The 15,100-nt window shown below is 69.6% G+C and carries 16 protein-coding genes, 1 tRNA gene and 1 pseudogene; 12 read left to right on the top strand and 6 right to left on the bottom strand.

The annotated features are described in order from the left end of the window. Positions 1-127: 127 nt before the first annotated feature. Positions 128-2,099, top strand: a pseudogene (locus I8J32_RS16660) (peptidylprolyl isomerase). A 168-nt stretch (positions 2,100-2,267) separates the two neighbouring features. Beyond that, positions 2,268-2,711 (top strand): Cif family virulence factor, encoded by a 444-nt coding sequence (locus tag I8J32_RS16655; protein ID WP_200613780.1) that lies wholly within the window; start codon positions 2,268-2,270, stop codon positions 2,709-2,711. 69 nt (positions 2,712-2,780) lie between these two features. Here I8J32_RS16655 and I8J32_RS16650 read toward each other — a convergent pair whose 3' ends face one another. From I8J32_RS16650 to gloB, 3 genes are all read right to left on the bottom strand, one after another. Beyond that, positions 2,781-3,578 carry an enoyl-ACP reductase FabI gene (locus I8J32_RS16650; RefSeq protein ID WP_200613777.1) on the bottom strand — a complete coding sequence of 266 codons (798 nt, stop codon included), beginning with the start codon at positions 3,576-3,578 and terminating at the stop codon, positions 2,781-2,783. 135 nt (positions 3,579-3,713) lie between these two features. Next, positions 3,714-5,012 (bottom strand): lytic transglycosylase domain-containing protein, encoded by a 1,299-nt coding sequence (locus tag I8J32_RS16645; RefSeq protein ID WP_200613774.1) that lies wholly within the window; start codon positions 5,010-5,012, stop codon positions 3,714-3,716. Continuing rightward, entirely contained in the window at positions 5,009-5,776 is a 768-nt protein-coding gene (gloB, locus tag I8J32_RS16640; RefSeq protein WP_200614447.1) for a hydroxyacylglutathione hydrolase, read from the bottom strand. The genes I8J32_RS16645 and gloB overlap by 4 nt, the downstream gene beginning before the upstream one ends. Before the next feature lie 31 nt (positions 5,777-5,807). Between gloB and I8J32_RS16635 the strand changes: the two genes are divergently transcribed. The 3 genes from I8J32_RS16635 (at position 5,808) to dnaQ (ending at position 7,925) form a co-directional block, all read left to right on the top strand. Continuing rightward, on the top strand, positions 5,808-6,557 hold the full coding sequence (locus I8J32_RS16635; RefSeq protein WP_200613771.1) for a methyltransferase domain-containing protein: 750 nt from the start codon (positions 5,808-5,810) through the stop codon (positions 6,555-6,557). A gap of 76 nt (positions 6,558-6,633) precedes the next feature. Then, the gene (gene rnhA, locus I8J32_RS16630; RefSeq protein WP_200613768.1) at positions 6,634-7,107 is read left to right on the top strand and encodes a ribonuclease HI; all 474 of its coding nucleotides are present in this window, start codon (positions 6,634-6,636) and stop codon (positions 7,105-7,107) included. 74 nt (positions 7,108-7,181) lie between these two features. Beyond that, the gene (gene dnaQ / locus I8J32_RS16625) at positions 7,182-7,925 is read left to right on the top strand and encodes a DNA polymerase III subunit epsilon (RefSeq protein WP_200613765.1); all 744 of its coding nucleotides are present in this window, start codon (positions 7,182-7,184) and stop codon (positions 7,923-7,925) included. 31 nt (positions 7,926-7,956) lie between these two features. Here the strand turns inward: dnaQ and I8J32_RS16620 are convergent, their stop codons facing one another. Together I8J32_RS16620 and I8J32_RS16615 are read right to left on the bottom strand one after the other, a co-directional pair. Then, on the bottom strand, positions 7,957-8,661 hold the full coding sequence (locus tag I8J32_RS16620; protein ID WP_200614445.1) for a PP2C family protein-serine/threonine phosphatase: 705 nt from the start codon (positions 8,659-8,661) through the stop codon (positions 7,957-7,959). A gap of 465 nt (positions 8,662-9,126) precedes the next feature. Further along, positions 9,127-9,217 (bottom strand) — tRNA-Ser (locus I8J32_RS16615). A 107-nt stretch (positions 9,218-9,324) separates the two neighbouring features. On the opposite strand from I8J32_RS16615, the gene I8J32_RS16610 reads away from it, so the two are divergent. Continuing rightward, positions 9,325-9,732: a DUF6165 family protein gene (locus I8J32_RS16610; protein WP_200613762.1), complete on the top strand. Its 408-nt coding sequence runs from the start codon at positions 9,325-9,327 to the stop codon at positions 9,730-9,732. 14 nt (positions 9,733-9,746) lie between these two features. After that, a complete protein-coding gene (locus tag I8J32_RS16605; protein WP_200613759.1) occupies positions 9,747-10,475 on the top strand; it encodes a hypothetical protein in 729 nt (242 codons plus the stop codon). Here I8J32_RS16605 and I8J32_RS16600 read toward each other — a convergent pair. Further along, entirely contained in the window at positions 10,451-11,500 is a 1,050-nt protein-coding gene (locus I8J32_RS16600) for a glycosyltransferase family 9 protein (RefSeq protein ID WP_200613757.1), read from the bottom strand. The two genes, I8J32_RS16605 and I8J32_RS16600, sit on opposite strands and share 25 nt — an antisense overlap. Before the next feature lie 202 nt (positions 11,501-11,702). On the opposite strand from I8J32_RS16600, the gene I8J32_RS16595 reads away from it, so the two are divergent. The 5 genes from I8J32_RS16595 (at position 11,703) to I8J32_RS16575 (ending at position 15,100) form a co-directional block, all read left to right on the top strand. Then, positions 11,703-12,452, top strand: a complete 750-nt coding sequence (locus I8J32_RS16595) for a 3-deoxy-D-manno-octulosonic acid kinase (RefSeq protein WP_200613754.1) — start codon at positions 11,703-11,705, stop codon at positions 12,450-12,452. Beyond that, the gene (locus tag I8J32_RS16590; RefSeq protein WP_200613752.1) at positions 12,452-13,210 is read left to right on the top strand and encodes an MBL fold metallo-hydrolase; all 759 of its coding nucleotides are present in this window, start codon (positions 12,452-12,454) and stop codon (positions 13,208-13,210) included. Before I8J32_RS16595 ends, I8J32_RS16590 begins: the two co-directional genes overlap by 1 nt. After that, positions 13,207-14,235 (top strand): GTP 3',8-cyclase MoaA, encoded by a 1,029-nt coding sequence (gene moaA / locus I8J32_RS16585; protein WP_200613750.1) that lies wholly within the window; start codon positions 13,207-13,209, stop codon positions 14,233-14,235. The genes I8J32_RS16590 and moaA overlap by 4 nt, the downstream gene beginning before the upstream one ends. Before the next feature lie 188 nt (positions 14,236-14,423). Continuing rightward, entirely contained in the window at positions 14,424-14,861 is a 438-nt protein-coding gene (moaC, locus tag I8J32_RS16580; RefSeq protein ID WP_200614443.1) for a cyclic pyranopterin monophosphate synthase MoaC, read from the top strand. Continuing rightward, positions 14,858-15,100 (top strand): MoaD/ThiS family protein, encoded by a 243-nt coding sequence (locus I8J32_RS16575; RefSeq protein ID WP_200613748.1) that lies wholly within the window; start codon positions 14,858-14,860, stop codon positions 15,098-15,100. The genes moaC and I8J32_RS16575 overlap by 4 nt, the downstream gene beginning before the upstream one ends.

Below are 15,100 nucleotides of genomic sequence, written 5' to 3'. Positions count from 1 at the left end.
TTTTGCCGTCCGGCCACCGCCGCCGCCCGTCGCGGCCCCCCGGGCGGCGCGTCCAGGGCAGGGCGCTCGACGCGGGGTCGAGACCGGCCCTAAACTGCGCGGCTATCGAATCGACTCCCCGGCCGCCATGCTGCAAGCACTCCGCGACAAGACCTCAGGCTGGATCGCCGCCGCCATTCTCGGCGTGGTGATCATTTCCTTCTCGTTCTTCGGCATCCAGGATTACATCTACCAGCGGTCCGACAGCTTCGCCGCCAAGGTCGAAGCGCCCCCCCGCGTGGTGGCCGTCCGCGCCCGCCTTCTGGCCGGTCACGATGCTGTGGGACCGCGAGGAAGTCTCCGCGCAGGAATTCAAGACCGCGTTCGAGCGCACGCGCCAGCAGGTCCGCAGGCAGCAGGGTGAAGCCTACGATCCTCGCCAGTTCGACACGCTGGAGAACAAGCGGGAGGTCCTCGAGCAGCTGATCGACCTGCGCGTGCAGAAGCTCGCCTCGCGCCACGCCGGCGTCGTCATCAGCGACTCGCTGCTCAAGAAGACGATCAGCGAAGATCCCTCCTTCCAGGCCGATGGCAAGTTCAACATCGACCGCTACCGCCTGGCGCTCGCGTCGGAGCAGAAGAGCGAGCGCCAGTACGAGGCGATGCAGCGCGACAGGCTGGAGGAGACGCTGGTCGCCGGCGCGCTGGCCGAAAGCAGCTTCGTCACCGGTTCGGAGATGGATCGACTGATCCGCCTCATGTTCGAAACCCGCGATGCCAGCCTGGTCATGCTGCCGCCGCCGGCGCCCGACACCGCCCCGGTCAGCGAGGCGCAGATCAAGCAGTGGTACACCGCTCACCCGGCCGACTTCCGCGCCCAGGAAACGGTCACGCTGGAATACGTCGAACTCAACGCCGCCGACCTGGCCGTTCCCGCGCCGGACGAGAAGGCGTTGCAGGCGCGCTACGAGGAACAGAAGAAGAACTTCACCGAGCAGGAGCAGCGACTGGCCTCGCACATCCTGATCAAGGTCGACGAGAAGGCCGACGCCGCCGCGCAGAAGGCCGCCGAAGCCAAGGCGCGTGACCTGGCCGCAAAGGCCAAGGCGCCGGGCGCGGATTTCGCCGCCCTGGCGCGGGCCAACAGCGACGATCCGGGTTCCAAGGCCAACGGCGGCGACCTGGGCTGGAACGCCAAGGGCGTGATGGTGCCGGAGTTCGACGCCGCCATGTTCGCGCTGCAGCCGGGCCAGGTCAGCGAGCCGGTGAAGACCTCGTTCGGCTGGCACGTGATCCAGCTGCGGGAAGTGAAGGGCGCTCAGCAGCAGCCCTACGAACAGGTGCGCGAGCAGCTGGCGCGCGACCAGACCGAGGCCGACCGCGAGCGCGCCTTCAACGACGTCACCGGACAGCTGGTCGACCTCGTGCTCAAGAATCCTTCCTCGCTCGCCCCGGCGGCGCAGCAGCTCAAGCTCCCGGTGCAGCGCCTGGGCCCGGTCGCACGCAACGCGAACGAAGGCATCCTCGCCTCGCCCCTGGTGAAGCGTCAGGCCTTCGACGAGGTGCGCGTGCGCGACCGCACCGTCAGCGATCCGATCGAACTGGGTACCAACCACAGCGTGCTGATCCGCGTCGTCGCCCACACGCCGGAGGCGCCGCGTCCGCTGGCGCAGGTCCGCGAGCAGGTGATCGCCGCCGTCCGCAACGACCGCACCGCGAAGGCCGCCGAACAGCAGGCCGACGCGCTGCTCGAACGCCTGCGCAAGGGTGAGACGCTGACCGCCATCGCAACGGAGAAGGGACTGCCGCCGCCGAGCGTCAACCCCGGCATCCAGCGCGGCATGCCGATCCCGGATCCCAGCGTGTCCGAGGCGATCTTCACCGTCGCTCCCCCCGCCGCGGGCAAGCCGACGCCGGGCAAGGCGCCGCTGCCGGGCGGCAACATCGTGCTGTTCACCGTCGACAAGGTCACTGCCGGCGACGCCACGCAGATGCCGCCGGCGCAGCGCGAGATGATGACCCAGCAGCTCGGTCGCCTGGCGGCCGACGACGAGATCAAGACTGTCGTGCAGGCACTGCGCAAGCGCATGAAGATCGTGCGCGTCGAAAGCAATCTCTGACCGGCGGCGACAGGATTCTCCGAAAGCCCGGCTCCGGCCGGGCTTTTTCTTTGTTGGCGGCATGCAGGCAAGTGGCCTTCGCCGATTGCATCGCAGTGGACCTCCCGGCCTTCGCGGCGCGCGCGCAGCATCGGGCCCGGGAATCATCCCGGGATCGGAGAGTCGACGATGCAGAGCAGGACGATGATCGCGTGCGCCGTATTGGCGCTGTGGGCCATGGACGCGCGGGCACAGGATGCCGCAGGCTGCGCGCGGCAGTTCGATCGTGCCCAGCGCATGGACATGGAATCCTTCCGCGACTACGACGCGGAGACCTTCCGCGCCGTGCACCACCAGGACGCCGTGACCGTGTTCGCCAGCGGCGCCCGCCGGCAGGGCCTGGAGGCGGTGATGGCCGCGCTGGCCTCGCACTTCCGCGGACGCGAAGGGGTCTGGATCTGGACGGAACGCTATCGCGTGGTCGATGGCTGCCGCTCGGCCTTCATCCTGTACGAAACCGTCTACGAGCTGCCTTCCATCGGCTATCGGCAGCGCGCCATGACCGGCGTCACCTACACCCACGACGGCAACGGCTGGCTCGCGATCGCCGACCAGGGAACGCCACTGCCGTAGCACGCGACCCGCGCAAACAAGAAGGCCTGGCATGGGCCAGGCCTTCGCTTGCTTGCGTGAGCGCCGCGGTTACTCCGCGGTGTCGAGCCCGGTCATGCCCAGGATGTTGTACCCGGCATCCACGTAGGTGATCTCGCCGGTCACGCCCGCGCTCAGGTCCGAGCACAGGAAGGCGGCGACGTTGCCTACGTCCTCGATCGTCACCGTGCGGCGCAGCGGTGCATTCTCTTCGACGTGGCCCAGGATCTTGCGGAAGCCGGCGATGCCCGCGGCGGCGAGCGTCTTGATCGGACCGGCGGAAATGGCGTTGACGCGCGTGCCTTCCGGGCCGAGGTTGTAGGCCAGGTAGCGCACGGTGGATTCCAGGCTGGCCTTGGCCACGCCCATCACGTTGTAGCCGACCAGCGCGCGTTCGGCGCCCAGGTAACTGAGGGTCAGGATGGAACCCTTGCGGCCCTGCATCATCGGACGGGCGGCCTTGGCCATGGCGGCGAGCGAGTAGGCCGAGATGTCGTGGGCGATGGCGAAGTTCTCGCGTGTCAGGCCGTCCAGGAACTGTCCGGCGATGGCCTCGCGTGGCGCGTAGGCGATGGCGTGCACGAGGATGTCGAAGCCGTCGCTCCAGTGCTGGCCCAGTTGCTGGAAGCACTGCTCGATCTGCTCATCGCTGGCCACGTCCAGCGGGATCACGATGTTGCTGCCGTACTCGGACGCGGCTTTTTCCACGCGCGACTTCAGTTTCTCGGTCTGGTAGGTGAACGCCAGTTCCGCGCCTTCGCGGTGCATTGCCTCGGCGATGCCGCTGGCGATCGAGCGGTCGCTGGCGATGCCGGTGATCAGGGCGCGCTTGCCTTGCAGGAAACCCATTGCCTCATCCTCGTAGTGGGCCGCGTGGGGGCGGCTGAGCAAAGGCTCTAGTGTACCGGGTGACGCGCAGGGTCCGGCTGCCCGCGTTGGGCGCGGTGGCGTGCCGCGTGCCGGCGGGCGCGGCGGCGGCGACTGTCAGCGCGTGCCCGCGGCGGGGACGCCGGCCACCACGTCCGCATCGATCAGCAGGACCGTGCCCGGCTGCAGCACGCTGCGTGGGGCGAGCCGGTTGCGCTCGAGCAGTTCGGCCACCCGGATCCCGTAGCGGCCGGCGATGCGCGAAGCATTCTCGCCGCGCACCACGGTATGGCGGCGTGGGCCCGGCGCGTCCGCTGCCGGTGCATCGGTGACGAGCGGCGCCGAGGCATCGGCAAGGATCAACGGCTGGGCGTCTTCGACGGCGGCCACGCTGACCGAGGCGTCCGCGGCGAGTTCGGCCGCGCCCACCGCGGCCGATGAGGCGGGCAGGCTGTCGACGACCCCATACGCGAGCAGTCGCGCGGGTTTGCCATTGACCCGGGAGATCCGTCCCTGCGGATAGGCGGGATTGAGCCGCAGCAGGCGCGACGCATCCTGGCCGTTGCGGCGTGCCCATTCGGCCACGTCCTGGGTGGCCTCGGGCAGGGTCACCTCTTCCAGGCGCGGGACCGGCTTGTTTTCCACGCCGGCCCATTCGCCGCGCGCGTGGGCCTGTTCCATGAGGCAGGACAGGGCGTGCAGTTTGCGTACGTACGCCTGGGTGATCGGCGACAGGCCGGGCAGGGATTCCGGCCGGGCGGTACGTACCGTCTGCCCGTTGCGCTTGATGGCGCCCAGGACGCGGTACTCGCCGGCGTTGTAGCCCATCACCGCCAACCGCCAGTTGCCGCCGAACATGCCATGCAAGGTCTTGAGGTACTTCACGGCTGCGGCGGTGGATTCCACTGGCGACAGCCGCCCGTCATAGCCGGCGCGGATGGAGACACTGTGGTTGCGCGCCGTCACCGTGATCATCTGCCACAGGCCGGCCGGCCCCTGCGGGCTGCGCGCGCCGGGCTTGTAGCCGCTCTCGACGAACGGGATCAGCGCGTACTCGGTGGGAAGGCTGGCCGCGCGCAGGGCGTCGACGACGTAGCCGAACAGCGGCAGTACATCGCCATCATGGGTCGCCAGCTGTCGCGGGGCATGGGCGAAATGGGCGCGCCAGCGGGCGCTGGAGGCTCCCCCATCGCAGCCGGGCTCGGCCAGTCCCTCGCGGAAACGCTGGTAGATCTCGCGTCCGCTCCGGCTGCCGGCGGAGGCCTCGACTTCAGCCGCTACGGGCGCGGCGGAGACCTCGTCGGCCGCGGCGCCCATCGGGGCGACCGGGGCAGCGGCGTCGGGGGCTGATTCCAGGGCACAGGCGGGCGCGGCCAGCGCCATCGCCAGCCACAGGACGCCGGTCCGGCGGATCATGCGACGAACCCGTCTTTCCAGAGGCGCAGTTGCGCGAAGGCGTCGACCCGGTCGATCGGCGGACGACCCAGGTGGGCGGACAGGCTCGCCAGCACGCCGGGGGCGTCGACCCGCAGGAAGGGGTTGGTCTGGAGTTCCTCGGCGAGGGAGCTGGGCACGGTCGGGTTTCCGCGGTCGCGCATAGCCTGGGCCTCCTGAATGCGGCGCGCAAGCGCCGGGTTGCCGGGTTCTACCACGCGGGCAAACTGCCCGTTGTTAATCGTGTACTCATGTCCGCAGCACACGCGGCTGCTGCCGGGCAGGGCGACCAGCTTGTCCAGCGAGGCCAGCATCTGCGTCGGCGTACCCTCGAAAAGCCGCCCGCAGCCCAGGCTGAACAGGGTATCTCCGCAGAACACCACGCCTTCTCCGGCGAACGCGATATGGGTCAGCGTGTGCCCCGGGATTTCCAGGACGTCAAAGCTCCAGTCGGCGATGCGAACCCGGTCACCCTCGGCCATCGACGCATGTCCCACTGTGATCCGCTCGTCGGCGGGACCGAAAACCGGAAGTTCGGGCCATCTTTGCCGCAGTGCAGCGGCGCCCCCGATATGGTCGTGGTGGTGATGGGTCAGCAGGATGCCGGCCAGGCTCAGGCCTTCGCCCTCCAGCAACGCCAGCACGGGGTCGGGTTCGCCCGGATCGACCACCAGGACCCGGCCCTGGGCATCGACCAGGGCCCAGATGTAGTTGTCGCCGAGGGCGGGCAGGGCGCGCAGGTCCACGGGGCGGCTCGAATCCGACACAATCGCGACCATGCCCGCCCATCCGCCAGGCCGTCAAACTCCACCGCCGCTGGCCTGGTTCGCCACCACCGCGGGGCAGGGGCTGCTCGCGGTGGAGAACGCCGCCATGGCACGGGTGCTGGCGGGCATCCCCGCGCTGCCCTGGTGCTGGATGTCAGTGCCCGGCGCCGCGCCGCCGGAAGATCCCCGGAACCGCGGCGTACTGCTGCGTCGCGAAGGCGCGCGTTTTGCCGGCGCGGCACACTGCGCGGTGCCCCTGCCGCTGGCGAACGAGAGCTTCGGCGCGGTCCTGCTGCAGCACGCGCTCGACGACGCGGCCGAGTCCCCCGATGCGGACGTCCTGCTGGGCGAATGCGAGCGCATTCTTGCGCCGGGTGGCGTGCTCTGGCTCGCCGCGCTAAATCCCTGGAGTCCGTACCGCGCCCGCTGGGCCCGGACCGGCCTGCGGGCCCGCGTGACCGGGCTGTGGCAGGCCCGGCTGCGGCGCGCCGGCTTCGCGCTGGATTCGGTGAACCTGCAGTGGCTCGGCCCGCGGTGGCGCATGGACCAGGGCGATGTCGGCGTGGGCATGAATGACTGGCTGCGCGCGGGCGTTGCGCTGACCGTGAGCAAGCGGGTGCGCGCACTCGCCCCGCCATCGCCGTTGCGTCGGCTTCGCCTGCATGGCGTGGGTCACCCGCGGATCCAGAGCGGCGCGATGACGCGCGCGCGGCTGGAAGGCCTCGACGACGAGGCCGGCGGCATCGCGGCCGTCGGTTGAGCGCGTCCAGGATGGGCCGGACCCAATGGTGCGCGCGGAGTGCGCGACGGACCGCTGCTGCGGCGATAATGCGCCGATGAATTCACCTGAAAGAAAAGCCGTCGAGGTCCACACCGATGGCGCCTGCCTCGGAAACCCGGGCCCCGGTGGTTGGGGCGCCCTGCTGCGCTTCGGTCGCCACGAGCGCGAACTGGGCGGAGGCGAGCCGGCCACGACCAACAACCGCATGGAACTGATGGCGGCCATCATGGCGCTGGAAACCCTGACCGAACCCTGCGACATCGTGCTGTTCACCGACTCGCAATATGTGCGTCAGGGCATCACCGAGTGGATGCCCAGCTGGGTGCGACGCGGCTGGAAGACCGCCAGCGGCGAGCCGGTGAAGAACCGCGAGTTGTGGGAACGCCTGAACGCCGCGGCTGCCCGCCACGCCATCGTGTGGAAGTGGGTCAAGGGGCATTCGGGGGATCCGGACAATGAACGCGTCGACGGACTGGCGCGCGCCCAGGCGCTGCGCTTCAAGCCCCCCACATGGCCGTGTAGGCTGTGACCCGGGGCGTCTTCCCATTTCACCACTGCATGTGCGTGGCGCCCACGGCGCCGCGTGTGTCATCCAGGTAGCCGATGCGCCAGATCATCCTTGACACCGAAACCACCGGCCTGAGCTGGGAACGCGGCAACCGCGTGGTGGAAATCGGCTGCGTCGAACTCGTGGAACGCCGTCCCACCGGGCGCACGTTCCACTGCTACCTCAATCCGGACTGCCAGTTCGAGGCCGGCGCGCAGGAAGTCACCGGGCTGACGCTGGAATTCCTGGCCGACAAGCCACGCTTCGCGACGGTCGTGGACGAGTTCCTGGAATTCATCGACGGCGCCGAACTGGTCATCCACAACGCCGCCTTCGACGTCGGCTTCCTCGACAACGAACTGCGCCTGGCCGGCCCGCAATACGGCACGCTGGCCGAGCGTTGCGCGATCGAGGACACCCTGCTGCTCGCGCGCCAGCGCTTCCCGGGCCAGCGCAACTCGCTCGACGCGCTGTGCCGCCGGTTTGGCGTCGACAACACGCACCGCCAGCTCCACGGCGCTCTGCTCGACGCCCAGCTGTTGTCCGACGTCTTCATCGCGCTCACCTCGGGTCAGGGCGAGATCGGCTTCGACGCCGACATGCAGGCGGCGGCCCAGCAGGCAGCCGATGCGCTGGCCATCCAGTTCGACGTGCACGCCCCTCGTCCGCGCGTGCTGGTGGGCGAAGACGACCTGGCCGCGCACGAAAGCCGCCTGGCGCAGTTGCGCAAGAAGGCCGGGCAGGCGTTGTGGGATGCGTGGAACCCGGCGCCGGAAGAAGCGCACGCCGTCCCGGCCTGAAGCGTCCGCTCCCCGCCAGGGGGAGCCGGGTTCAGTGATTGCGGACCAGGATGACGGTGACGTTGTCCGAACCGCCGCCGTCCAGCGCGGCGGCCACCAGTTCGTCGACGCATTCCTGCGCGCTGCAGTCGTTGTGCGCCAGCACCTGGGCGATATTGCGGTCCTCGACTTCCTCGGTCAGGCCATCGCTGCAGAGCAGCAGCTGCATGCCCGGGCGCAGTTCGCCGGTCATCGTCTCGACGTTGAGGTTGCGCGGGTCGGTCACGCCCAGGGCCTGGGTGACGACATTGCGGTGCGGATGGCTGCGCGCCTGTTCATGGGTGATCGCGCCGTTGGCGATCAGTTCCTGCACGTAGCTGTGATCCTGCGACAGCTGCACCAGGTGGCTGTCGCGCCACAGGTAGACCCGGCTGTCGCCGACCCAGGCCACTTCGAAGCGCGAACCGTTGACGCGCGCGGCCACTACGGTCGTGCCCATCGGCAGTGCGTCGTGGCGGCGACGGGAGATGCGGATGATCTCCTCGTCGGCAATGCGGATCGCGTTGGCCAGCGACGTGCCGTCGCGGACCTCGCGGACGATGGTCTCGCGCGCCAGAGCACTGGCGACTTCGCCGTATTCATGCCCGCCCATGCCGTCGGCCACCAGCCACAGCCCCAGTTCGCTGTCGCCGTAGTAGGTGTCCTCGTTGAGCTCCCGCCGCAGGCCGACGTGCGTCAGGTGTCCGAACTCGATCATCTGGAGACCTGAATGCATGGGAGGCGGGGAGGGGCTTGTGGGAGCAAACGAGATAATCGTGAAGGACCGGCCGTGTGGCAAGGCAGTCGCAGCACAGGATTGCGACGGAGTTGGCGATTGGCTGCCGCCCGTGGTGCCGGCCCGGCAGTTGCCGAGCGGGCCCTCAGGAGAGCAGGTGGCCGGTCGAGGCGGTGTGCAGCCGGGAGCGCAGCCGCGAATCGAGCATCCACACGATGCAGTCCGGGCAAGCCTGCCCACCCGCGAGCATGCGGTCGAGGAGCGTGCAGTCGAGGAGCGTGCAGTCGGGGAGCGTGCGGTGGAGGTGGCGCGCCGCAAGCGCGGCAAAGGCGAGCGGTCGAGCCAGTGGAGAGCGAAGGGCGGTCCGGCGCGCCCGCACGGCCGGCCGTTGCCGAGCAAGGATCCTGGAAAAACAAACGCCCCCTGGCGGGGGCGTCTGCGTGCAACTGGCGGAGAGGGAGGGATTCGAACCCTCGGTACGCTATAAACGTACGCCTGATTTCGAGTCAGGTACATTCAACCACTCTGCCACCTCTCCTGAAGTGGGCCGGCAATGATACGGGGCCGGGGCCGCCGGGACAAGGTGTCGGGCCTTCCGGGACAGGGCGGCTAAACTGTCTTCCCCCTGCGAACAACGGCGCTGACATGTCCGAAATCCTGGTCCCCGTCTCCTTCGGCGAGCTGCTCGACAAGATCGCGATCCTCCAGATCAAATCCGAGCGCATGAGCGACCCCGCCAAGCTGGCCAACGTGCGCAACGAGCTGTCGGCGCTGGAGCAGACCTGGATGGCCCATCCGGCCGCCGGCAAGGACATCGTCGAACTGCGCGCCCAGCTCAAGGCCGTGAACGAGCGGCTGTGGGAGATCGAGGACGACATCCGCCTCAAGGAAAAGGCCCAGGCCTTCGATGAGGAATTCATCCGGCTCGCCCGGGCCGTCTATTTCGAGAACGACGACCGCGCCCGGATCAAGAAGGACATCAACCTCGCGCTGGGCTCGGCCTACGTCGAGGAGAAGTCCTACCAGGACTACCGGACGGGCAACACGCCGTAACCGGGGCCCTGACGATGAGCCTCGGCGGCGAACGCCCCCAGTCGGCCGCGTCCTGGCTGTATGACGACCTGTTGGCATGGTTGTGCCCGGGCGGCCTGCTGCTGACGGCCCTGGTGCTGCGATACCCGGCGGGCCTGCACCTGCTGCGGGCCGAGGCGCCCGAACTGACCCTGCCGACCTGGTTCGCCGGCGCCTACGTCCTGGGCCTGGCCCTGAGCCCGCTCGGCCGGCTGATCTACGCCATCGCCCAGGCCATCGTCTGGCCGCGCCTGCGCCAGGCCTGGGCGCCGGCGATCGCGTTCCTGGGGCAGCGCCTGGCCCGCAGCGAAGGTCTGGTGTTGCCAGACGCCGCGCAGATGTCCACGTCCGTCTTCCACGACGCCGACCGGCGCATGCGCGAGTATCTGGAAGCCGTCGAACCGTCTTCGCGACAGTCGCTCAACCGGATGAAGGTCCTCTGCAGCCTGGCCTGCAACAGCGCCGCCGCCTGCGTGGTCTTCGTCGTCGTCGAGCTGCTGATGGGCCGGGCGCGGGAATGGACGCCGTCGCAGGTGGGCGTGGGCGTGGTGGTGATCGTCCTGGCGCTGGTCGCCGCGGTCTATCGCGAACGCCGGCGGCAGCGCACCCAGCTGTCGATCTGGCGCCGGCTCCAGGTGCTGGCCGATCCCCCTTCGCGCCAGCAGCTGCGGCCGCGGTCAGACGTGCCGCCCGCTCGGCCTCAACTGAGCGAATCGGCCACGTAGCGCTCGAACGCGGCGACGCCGTCCTCGACGGTCACCAGGTCCATGACGCCGTCATGTTCGATCTTGGTGCCCCACTTGAGCTCGTTCGCCGGCCGGCCCAGGTAGCGGCGCGCGGCGGCGTCGTAGCGGTCGGCGCAGTAGCGCTGCGTGGTGTAGGGACCGCTGCGGGCGGGATTGCTCGCGGCATGCAGGCCAAGCACCGCCGTGCCCATCGCGTTGGCGATATGCATCGGGCCGGAGTCGGGCGTCATGAGCAGGTCGGCGCGGGCGAGCAGGGCAGGCAACTGCTTGAGCGTGTCCTTGCCGATCAGGTCGAGCACCGGCGAGCGCATCGCGACGATGATCGCGTCGCCCGTGCGGCGCTCCAGTTCGCTGCGGCCGCCGCAGAGCACGACGCGCCAGCCGCGGGCCGCCGCGTGGTCGGCGACGGCGGCGTAGCGTTCGGGTCGCCAGTTGCGCACCGCGTGGCTGGAACAGGGCGAAATCATCAGCGTCCGGCGGCCATCGTCGGGCCACTGCGCACGGGCCCAGGCATGCGCCTCGTCCGGCACGGGCAGGTCCCAGCGCACGGGACGGGCGGGCGCCAGGCCCAGCGGTTCGCAGAAGCTGCCGATCGCATCGAGCACATGGATGCCGGGCCGGTCGGCGATGCGTTCGTTGATGAAAAGCCCGTGCAGGTCCTTGGCACGCGAGCGGTCGTAGCCGATGCGGCGCCGCGCCGGGACGAAGGCCGACAGCAGGTTGGCGCGTGCGGCCACCTGCATCTGCAGGAGGGCGTCGAATCGACGGCCGCGCAACGTGCGTCGCAGCAGGCGCATGCCGCCCAGGCCGGATTTCTTGTCGTACTCGATGAATTCGACGCCGTGCAGACCTTCCAGCAGCCGGTGCTCACCGCGGCCGATGATCCAGGTCAGCGCGCAGTCCGGCCAAGCGTCCTGCAGGTTGCGCACCAGGGGCACGACATGGGTCACATCGCCCAGCGCCGACAGGCGCAGCAGGCAGATCGAGGCGGGTGCGGGCGGCATGGGACTTGCTAGACTCCGATGGACCTGTGCGGCTGCACGCGTGGCGCGGGGATCGTCCCGGCGAAAGCCGAGCAGAACGTATGAGGCAGAAAGTGAGGAAGTGTATGTCCATACACGCCCGAGCGACGCCCCGGCGTCGACCGTGCCCAGTTCGGTCCGGCAAGGTCCGCGCGGCGCGCGACCTGCGCGCGCCCGGAACCTGATGGCAGCCTACGATCCAGCCGAAGGGTTGATGCCGTTCCGCGACGAGCGCGGCTACGGCGCGATCCTGTTCGACAACACCCACGTCCGCCATCCCAAGCCCGAATGGTTCGTGCCCAGCGCCTGGGGCGAACAGGCGCGACCCGTTGACAGCGGCGGCCGCGGTGGCGCGTGGTTCGTCGACGCCCCGTTCGGCGCCGCCGTGCTGCGCTGCTACCTGCGTGGCGGACTGATCGCGCACTTCAATCGCGACCGCTACTGGTGGCGTGGTGCGAACCTCACCCGCAGCTTCGCCGAGTTCCGCCTCACCCGCGAGATGGCCGCCAAGGGCGTGCCGGTACCGCGTCCGATCGCCGCCTGCTACCGGCGCGACGGCCAGTTCTACAACGCGGCGATCCTGATCGAGCGCATCGACGAGGTGCGGACGCTGGCCGATCGCGCGATCGTGGCCGGCGACGGGGCGCCCTGGGAGGAGGCCGGCCGCCTGATCGCGCGCATTCATCGCGCGGGGCTCGATCACGCCGACCTCAACGCGCACAATCTGCTCTTCGATCCCACGGGCCGCGGCTGGGTGATCGACCTGGATCGTGGCGCGACGCGCATCCCGGCCACCGGCTGGCGCGAGCGCAATCTCGCCCGGCTCAAGCGTTCGCTGCTCAAACAGCGCGGCCCCCGCGCGGTGGAGGCGGTGGAAACCGATTTCGCCCGGCTTCGCGCGGCCTACGATCGCGTCTGGGCACGAGGTACCTGATGGTCTGGCAACTGCGATTGCAGGGCGTGGGCAACGCCTCGGCGGTCGAACTGGGATCGGCGATGGCGACCATCGAGCGCGACGGGAAACCGTGGCTCACCATCGACTGCGGCGGCGAAGGCCTCACCCATTACCTGGCCCAGTACGGTGGCGCGCCGGATGCGATCTTCATCACCCACACGCACCTGGACCACGTCGCCGGCTTCGAGCGGCTGTTCGTCGATTCGTATTTCGACGCCAACCGCCGCGGCCGCACGCGCGTGTACGTGCCGGCGCCGCTGGTCCCGCTGCTGCACCAGCGCGTGGGCGACTACCCCAACGTGCTGGCCGAGGGCGGCGTGAATTTCTGGGACGCGTTCCACGTGATCCCGGTCGGCGCGTCGTTCTGGCACGACGGCCTGCGGCTGGAGGTCTTCCCCACGCGCCACCACTGGCCCGACACCAGCTTCGGCCTGCGCCTGCGCGGCAGCGTGGTGTGGACCGGCGATACGCGTCCGATTCCCGAGCAGTTGGCCCGCTTCGCAGACGCCGACGAGGTGATCGCGCACGACTGCGCACTGCACGGCAATCCCTCGCACAGCGGCATCGACGACCTGGAGCGCGAATACCCCGCGCCGCTGCTGTCGCGCTGCCTGCTCTACCACTATGCCGACGCCGGCGAAGGCGACGCACTGGCCGCGCGCGGGCACCGCGTGGCACGGCCGGGCGACGTCATCGCGCTGGCGCCCCCCACCGCGCAGCGTGCCCAGGACGCATGAACGCCCCCGCGCCGGCGACGGACCTGCATGGCGTGCGCGATGCGCGCGGCCGCCCCCTGCGCGACCTGCGCCTGTCGCTGATCGACGCCTGCAATTTCCGCTGCCCGTATTGCATGCCGGCCGACCAGGTGGCCGACGACCATGGCCTGTCGTCGGCGCAGCGGCTGACCTTCGACGAAATCGAAACCCTGGTGCGCGGCTTCGTGCGCCTGGGCGTGAACAAGCTGCGGCTGACCGGAGGCGAACCCCTGCTGCGCCGCCGCCTGCCGGAACTCATCTCCCGCCTGGTGCGCATTCCCGGCCTGGATGACATCGCGCTGACCACCAACGGCTCGCTGCTGGCGGGGCAGGCGCAGGCGCTGCGCGACGCCGGACTGCAACGCATCACCGTGAGCCTGGATGCGCTGGATCCGGCGCTGTTCCATAAGCTTTCGGGCGGACGCGGCCAGCTCGATACCGTGCTGGAGGGCCTCGCTGCCGCCCGCGCCGCCGGCTTCGATCCGATCAAGCTCAACTGCGTGGTGCAGCGCGGGGTCAACGACGACCAGATCGTGCCGCTGGTCGAATTCGCACGTGCGCAGGGTTTTGTCGCCCGCTTCATCGAGTACATGGACGTCGGGACCTGCAACGGCTGGAGGCGCGATCGCGTGGTCCCGTCGTCCGAAGTGCATGCGCGGATCCACGCGCGCTGGCCCCTGCGCCCGCTGGACGCGCAATACCGGGGGGAAGTGGCGGACCGCCATGCCTTCGTCGATGGAAAGGGCGAGGTGGGCTTCGTCAGTTCGGTGAGCGCGCCCTTCTGCGGCGACTGCCATCGCGCACGCGTCTCCGCCGATGGCCTGCTTTTCACCTGCCTGTTCGCCGCGCGCGGGCACGACCTGCGCCCCTGGTTGGCCGGTGGCGACGCCGCCCTGGCCGACCACGCCGCCACCCTGTGGTCGCAACGCGCCGACCGTTACAGCGAACTGCGCGGCAGCGCGCAGGCATCCCGGCGGCACGTCGAGATGTACCTGATCGGCGGGTGAGTCGTGCGCCCCTCTGCCTGCCATCCATCGAATTCCACGCTGACGGCCTGCCGTCGCCGCGTGCTGCTTTTCCGCTTCGTCCCGGTGTCGCCGGACGACGGTCTCCACTGGATCCCGACGTGCTGAAGAAAACCGCCCGCGCCAAGCCCTCGCCACTGACCCACCTCGACGCCGCCGGCCGGCCGGCGATGGTCGATGTATCCGGCAAGCCCGTCACGGCGCGCGAAGCCGTCGCCCAATGTCGCGTGCGTTTTCCTGCCGCCGTGGCCACGCAGCTGCGCGCCAGCGGATTGAAGAGCGCGAAGGGCGGCATCGTGGAGACCGCCGTGATCGCCGGGACGATGGCGGTCAAGCGCACGCATGAGTTGATCCCGTTCTGCCATCCGCTCCCCATCGACGGCTGCCGCATCGCCGTGGACTGGGATGGTGCGCAGACACTGGATATCCGCTGTTCGGTGAAGACCACCCACCGCACCGGCGTCGAGATGGAGGCCCTCACCGGTGCGACGGTGGCGGCGCTGACGGTCTACGACATGTGCAAGGCGCTTTCGCACGCGATCGTGATCGGACCGGCGAAGCTGGTTTCCAAGCGCGGTGGCAAGCGCGACATCGGAGGGCGGGCATGAGCGCGGTGGCCACCGTGCTGTACTTCGCCAGCCTGCGCGACGCGGCCGGCGTGGCCAGCGAGCAGGTCCCGGTGGGCGGCGACCTGGCCGGGTTGTACGAGCGCCTGCGCGCCCGCCACGGCTTCGCGCTGGCGCGCGACCGCCTGCGCGTCGCGGTCGACGGCGAGTTCGCGCCGTGGGAGCAGGCGGTCGTGGCCGGCAGCGAGATTGCCTTCATTCCACCGGTGAGCGGGGGCTGA

The organism is Lysobacter solisilvae, assembly GCF_016613535.2.
GTDB classification, from domain to species: domain Bacteria; phylum Pseudomonadota; class Gammaproteobacteria; order Xanthomonadales; family Xanthomonadaceae; genus Agrilutibacter; species Agrilutibacter solisilvae.
The sequence above is the reverse complement of the archived record's forward strand: the minus strand, read 5'-3'. Positions and strand labels throughout refer to the sequence as shown.

Excerpts from the sequence above, each read along its gene's own strand:
- I8J32_RS16655 (WP_200613780.1), top strand. The coding sequence starts at position 2,268 with ATGCAGAGCAGGACGATGATCGCGTGCGCCGTATTGGCGCTGTGGGCC.
- I8J32_RS16650 (WP_200613777.1), bottom strand. The coding sequence starts at position 3,578 with ATGGGTTTCCTGCAAGGCAAGCGCGCCCTGATCACCGGCATCGCCAGC.
- I8J32_RS16645 (WP_200613774.1), bottom strand. The coding sequence starts at position 5,012 with ATGATCCGCCGGACCGGCGTCCTGTGGCTGGCGATGGCGCTGGCCGCG.
- I8J32_RS16635 (WP_200613771.1), top strand. The coding sequence starts at position 5,808 with ATGCCCGCCCATCCGCCAGGCCGTCAAACTCCACCGCCGCTGGCCTGG.
- rnhA (WP_200613768.1), top strand. The coding sequence starts at position 6,634 with ATGAATTCACCTGAAAGAAAAGCCGTCGAGGTCCACACCGATGGCGCC.
- dnaQ (WP_200613765.1), top strand. The coding sequence starts at position 7,182 with ATGCGCCAGATCATCCTTGACACCGAAACCACCGGCCTGAGCTGGGAA.
- I8J32_RS16620 (WP_200614445.1), bottom strand. The coding sequence starts at position 8,661 with ATGATCGAGTTCGGACACCTGACGCACGTCGGCCTGCGGCGGGAGCTC.
- I8J32_RS16610 (WP_200613762.1), top strand. The coding sequence starts at position 9,325 with ATGTCCGAAATCCTGGTCCCCGTCTCCTTCGGCGAGCTGCTCGACAAG.
- I8J32_RS16605 (WP_200613759.1), top strand. The coding sequence starts at position 9,747 with ATGAGCCTCGGCGGCGAACGCCCCCAGTCGGCCGCGTCCTGGCTGTAT.
- I8J32_RS16600 (WP_200613757.1), bottom strand. The coding sequence starts at position 11,500 with ATGCCGCCCGCACCCGCCTCGATCTGCCTGCTGCGCCTGTCGGCGCTG.
- I8J32_RS16595 (WP_200613754.1), top strand. The coding sequence starts at position 11,703 with ATGGCAGCCTACGATCCAGCCGAAGGGTTGATGCCGTTCCGCGACGAG.
- I8J32_RS16590 (WP_200613752.1), top strand. The coding sequence starts at position 12,452 with ATGGTCTGGCAACTGCGATTGCAGGGCGTGGGCAACGCCTCGGCGGTC.
- moaA (WP_200613750.1), top strand. The coding sequence starts at position 13,207 with ATGAACGCCCCCGCGCCGGCGACGGACCTGCATGGCGTGCGCGATGCG.
- moaC (WP_200614443.1), top strand. The coding sequence starts at position 14,424 with ATGGTCGATGTATCCGGCAAGCCCGTCACGGCGCGCGAAGCCGTCGCC.
- I8J32_RS16575 (WP_200613748.1), top strand. The coding sequence starts at position 14,858 with ATGAGCGCGGTGGCCACCGTGCTGTACTTCGCCAGCCTGCGCGACGCG.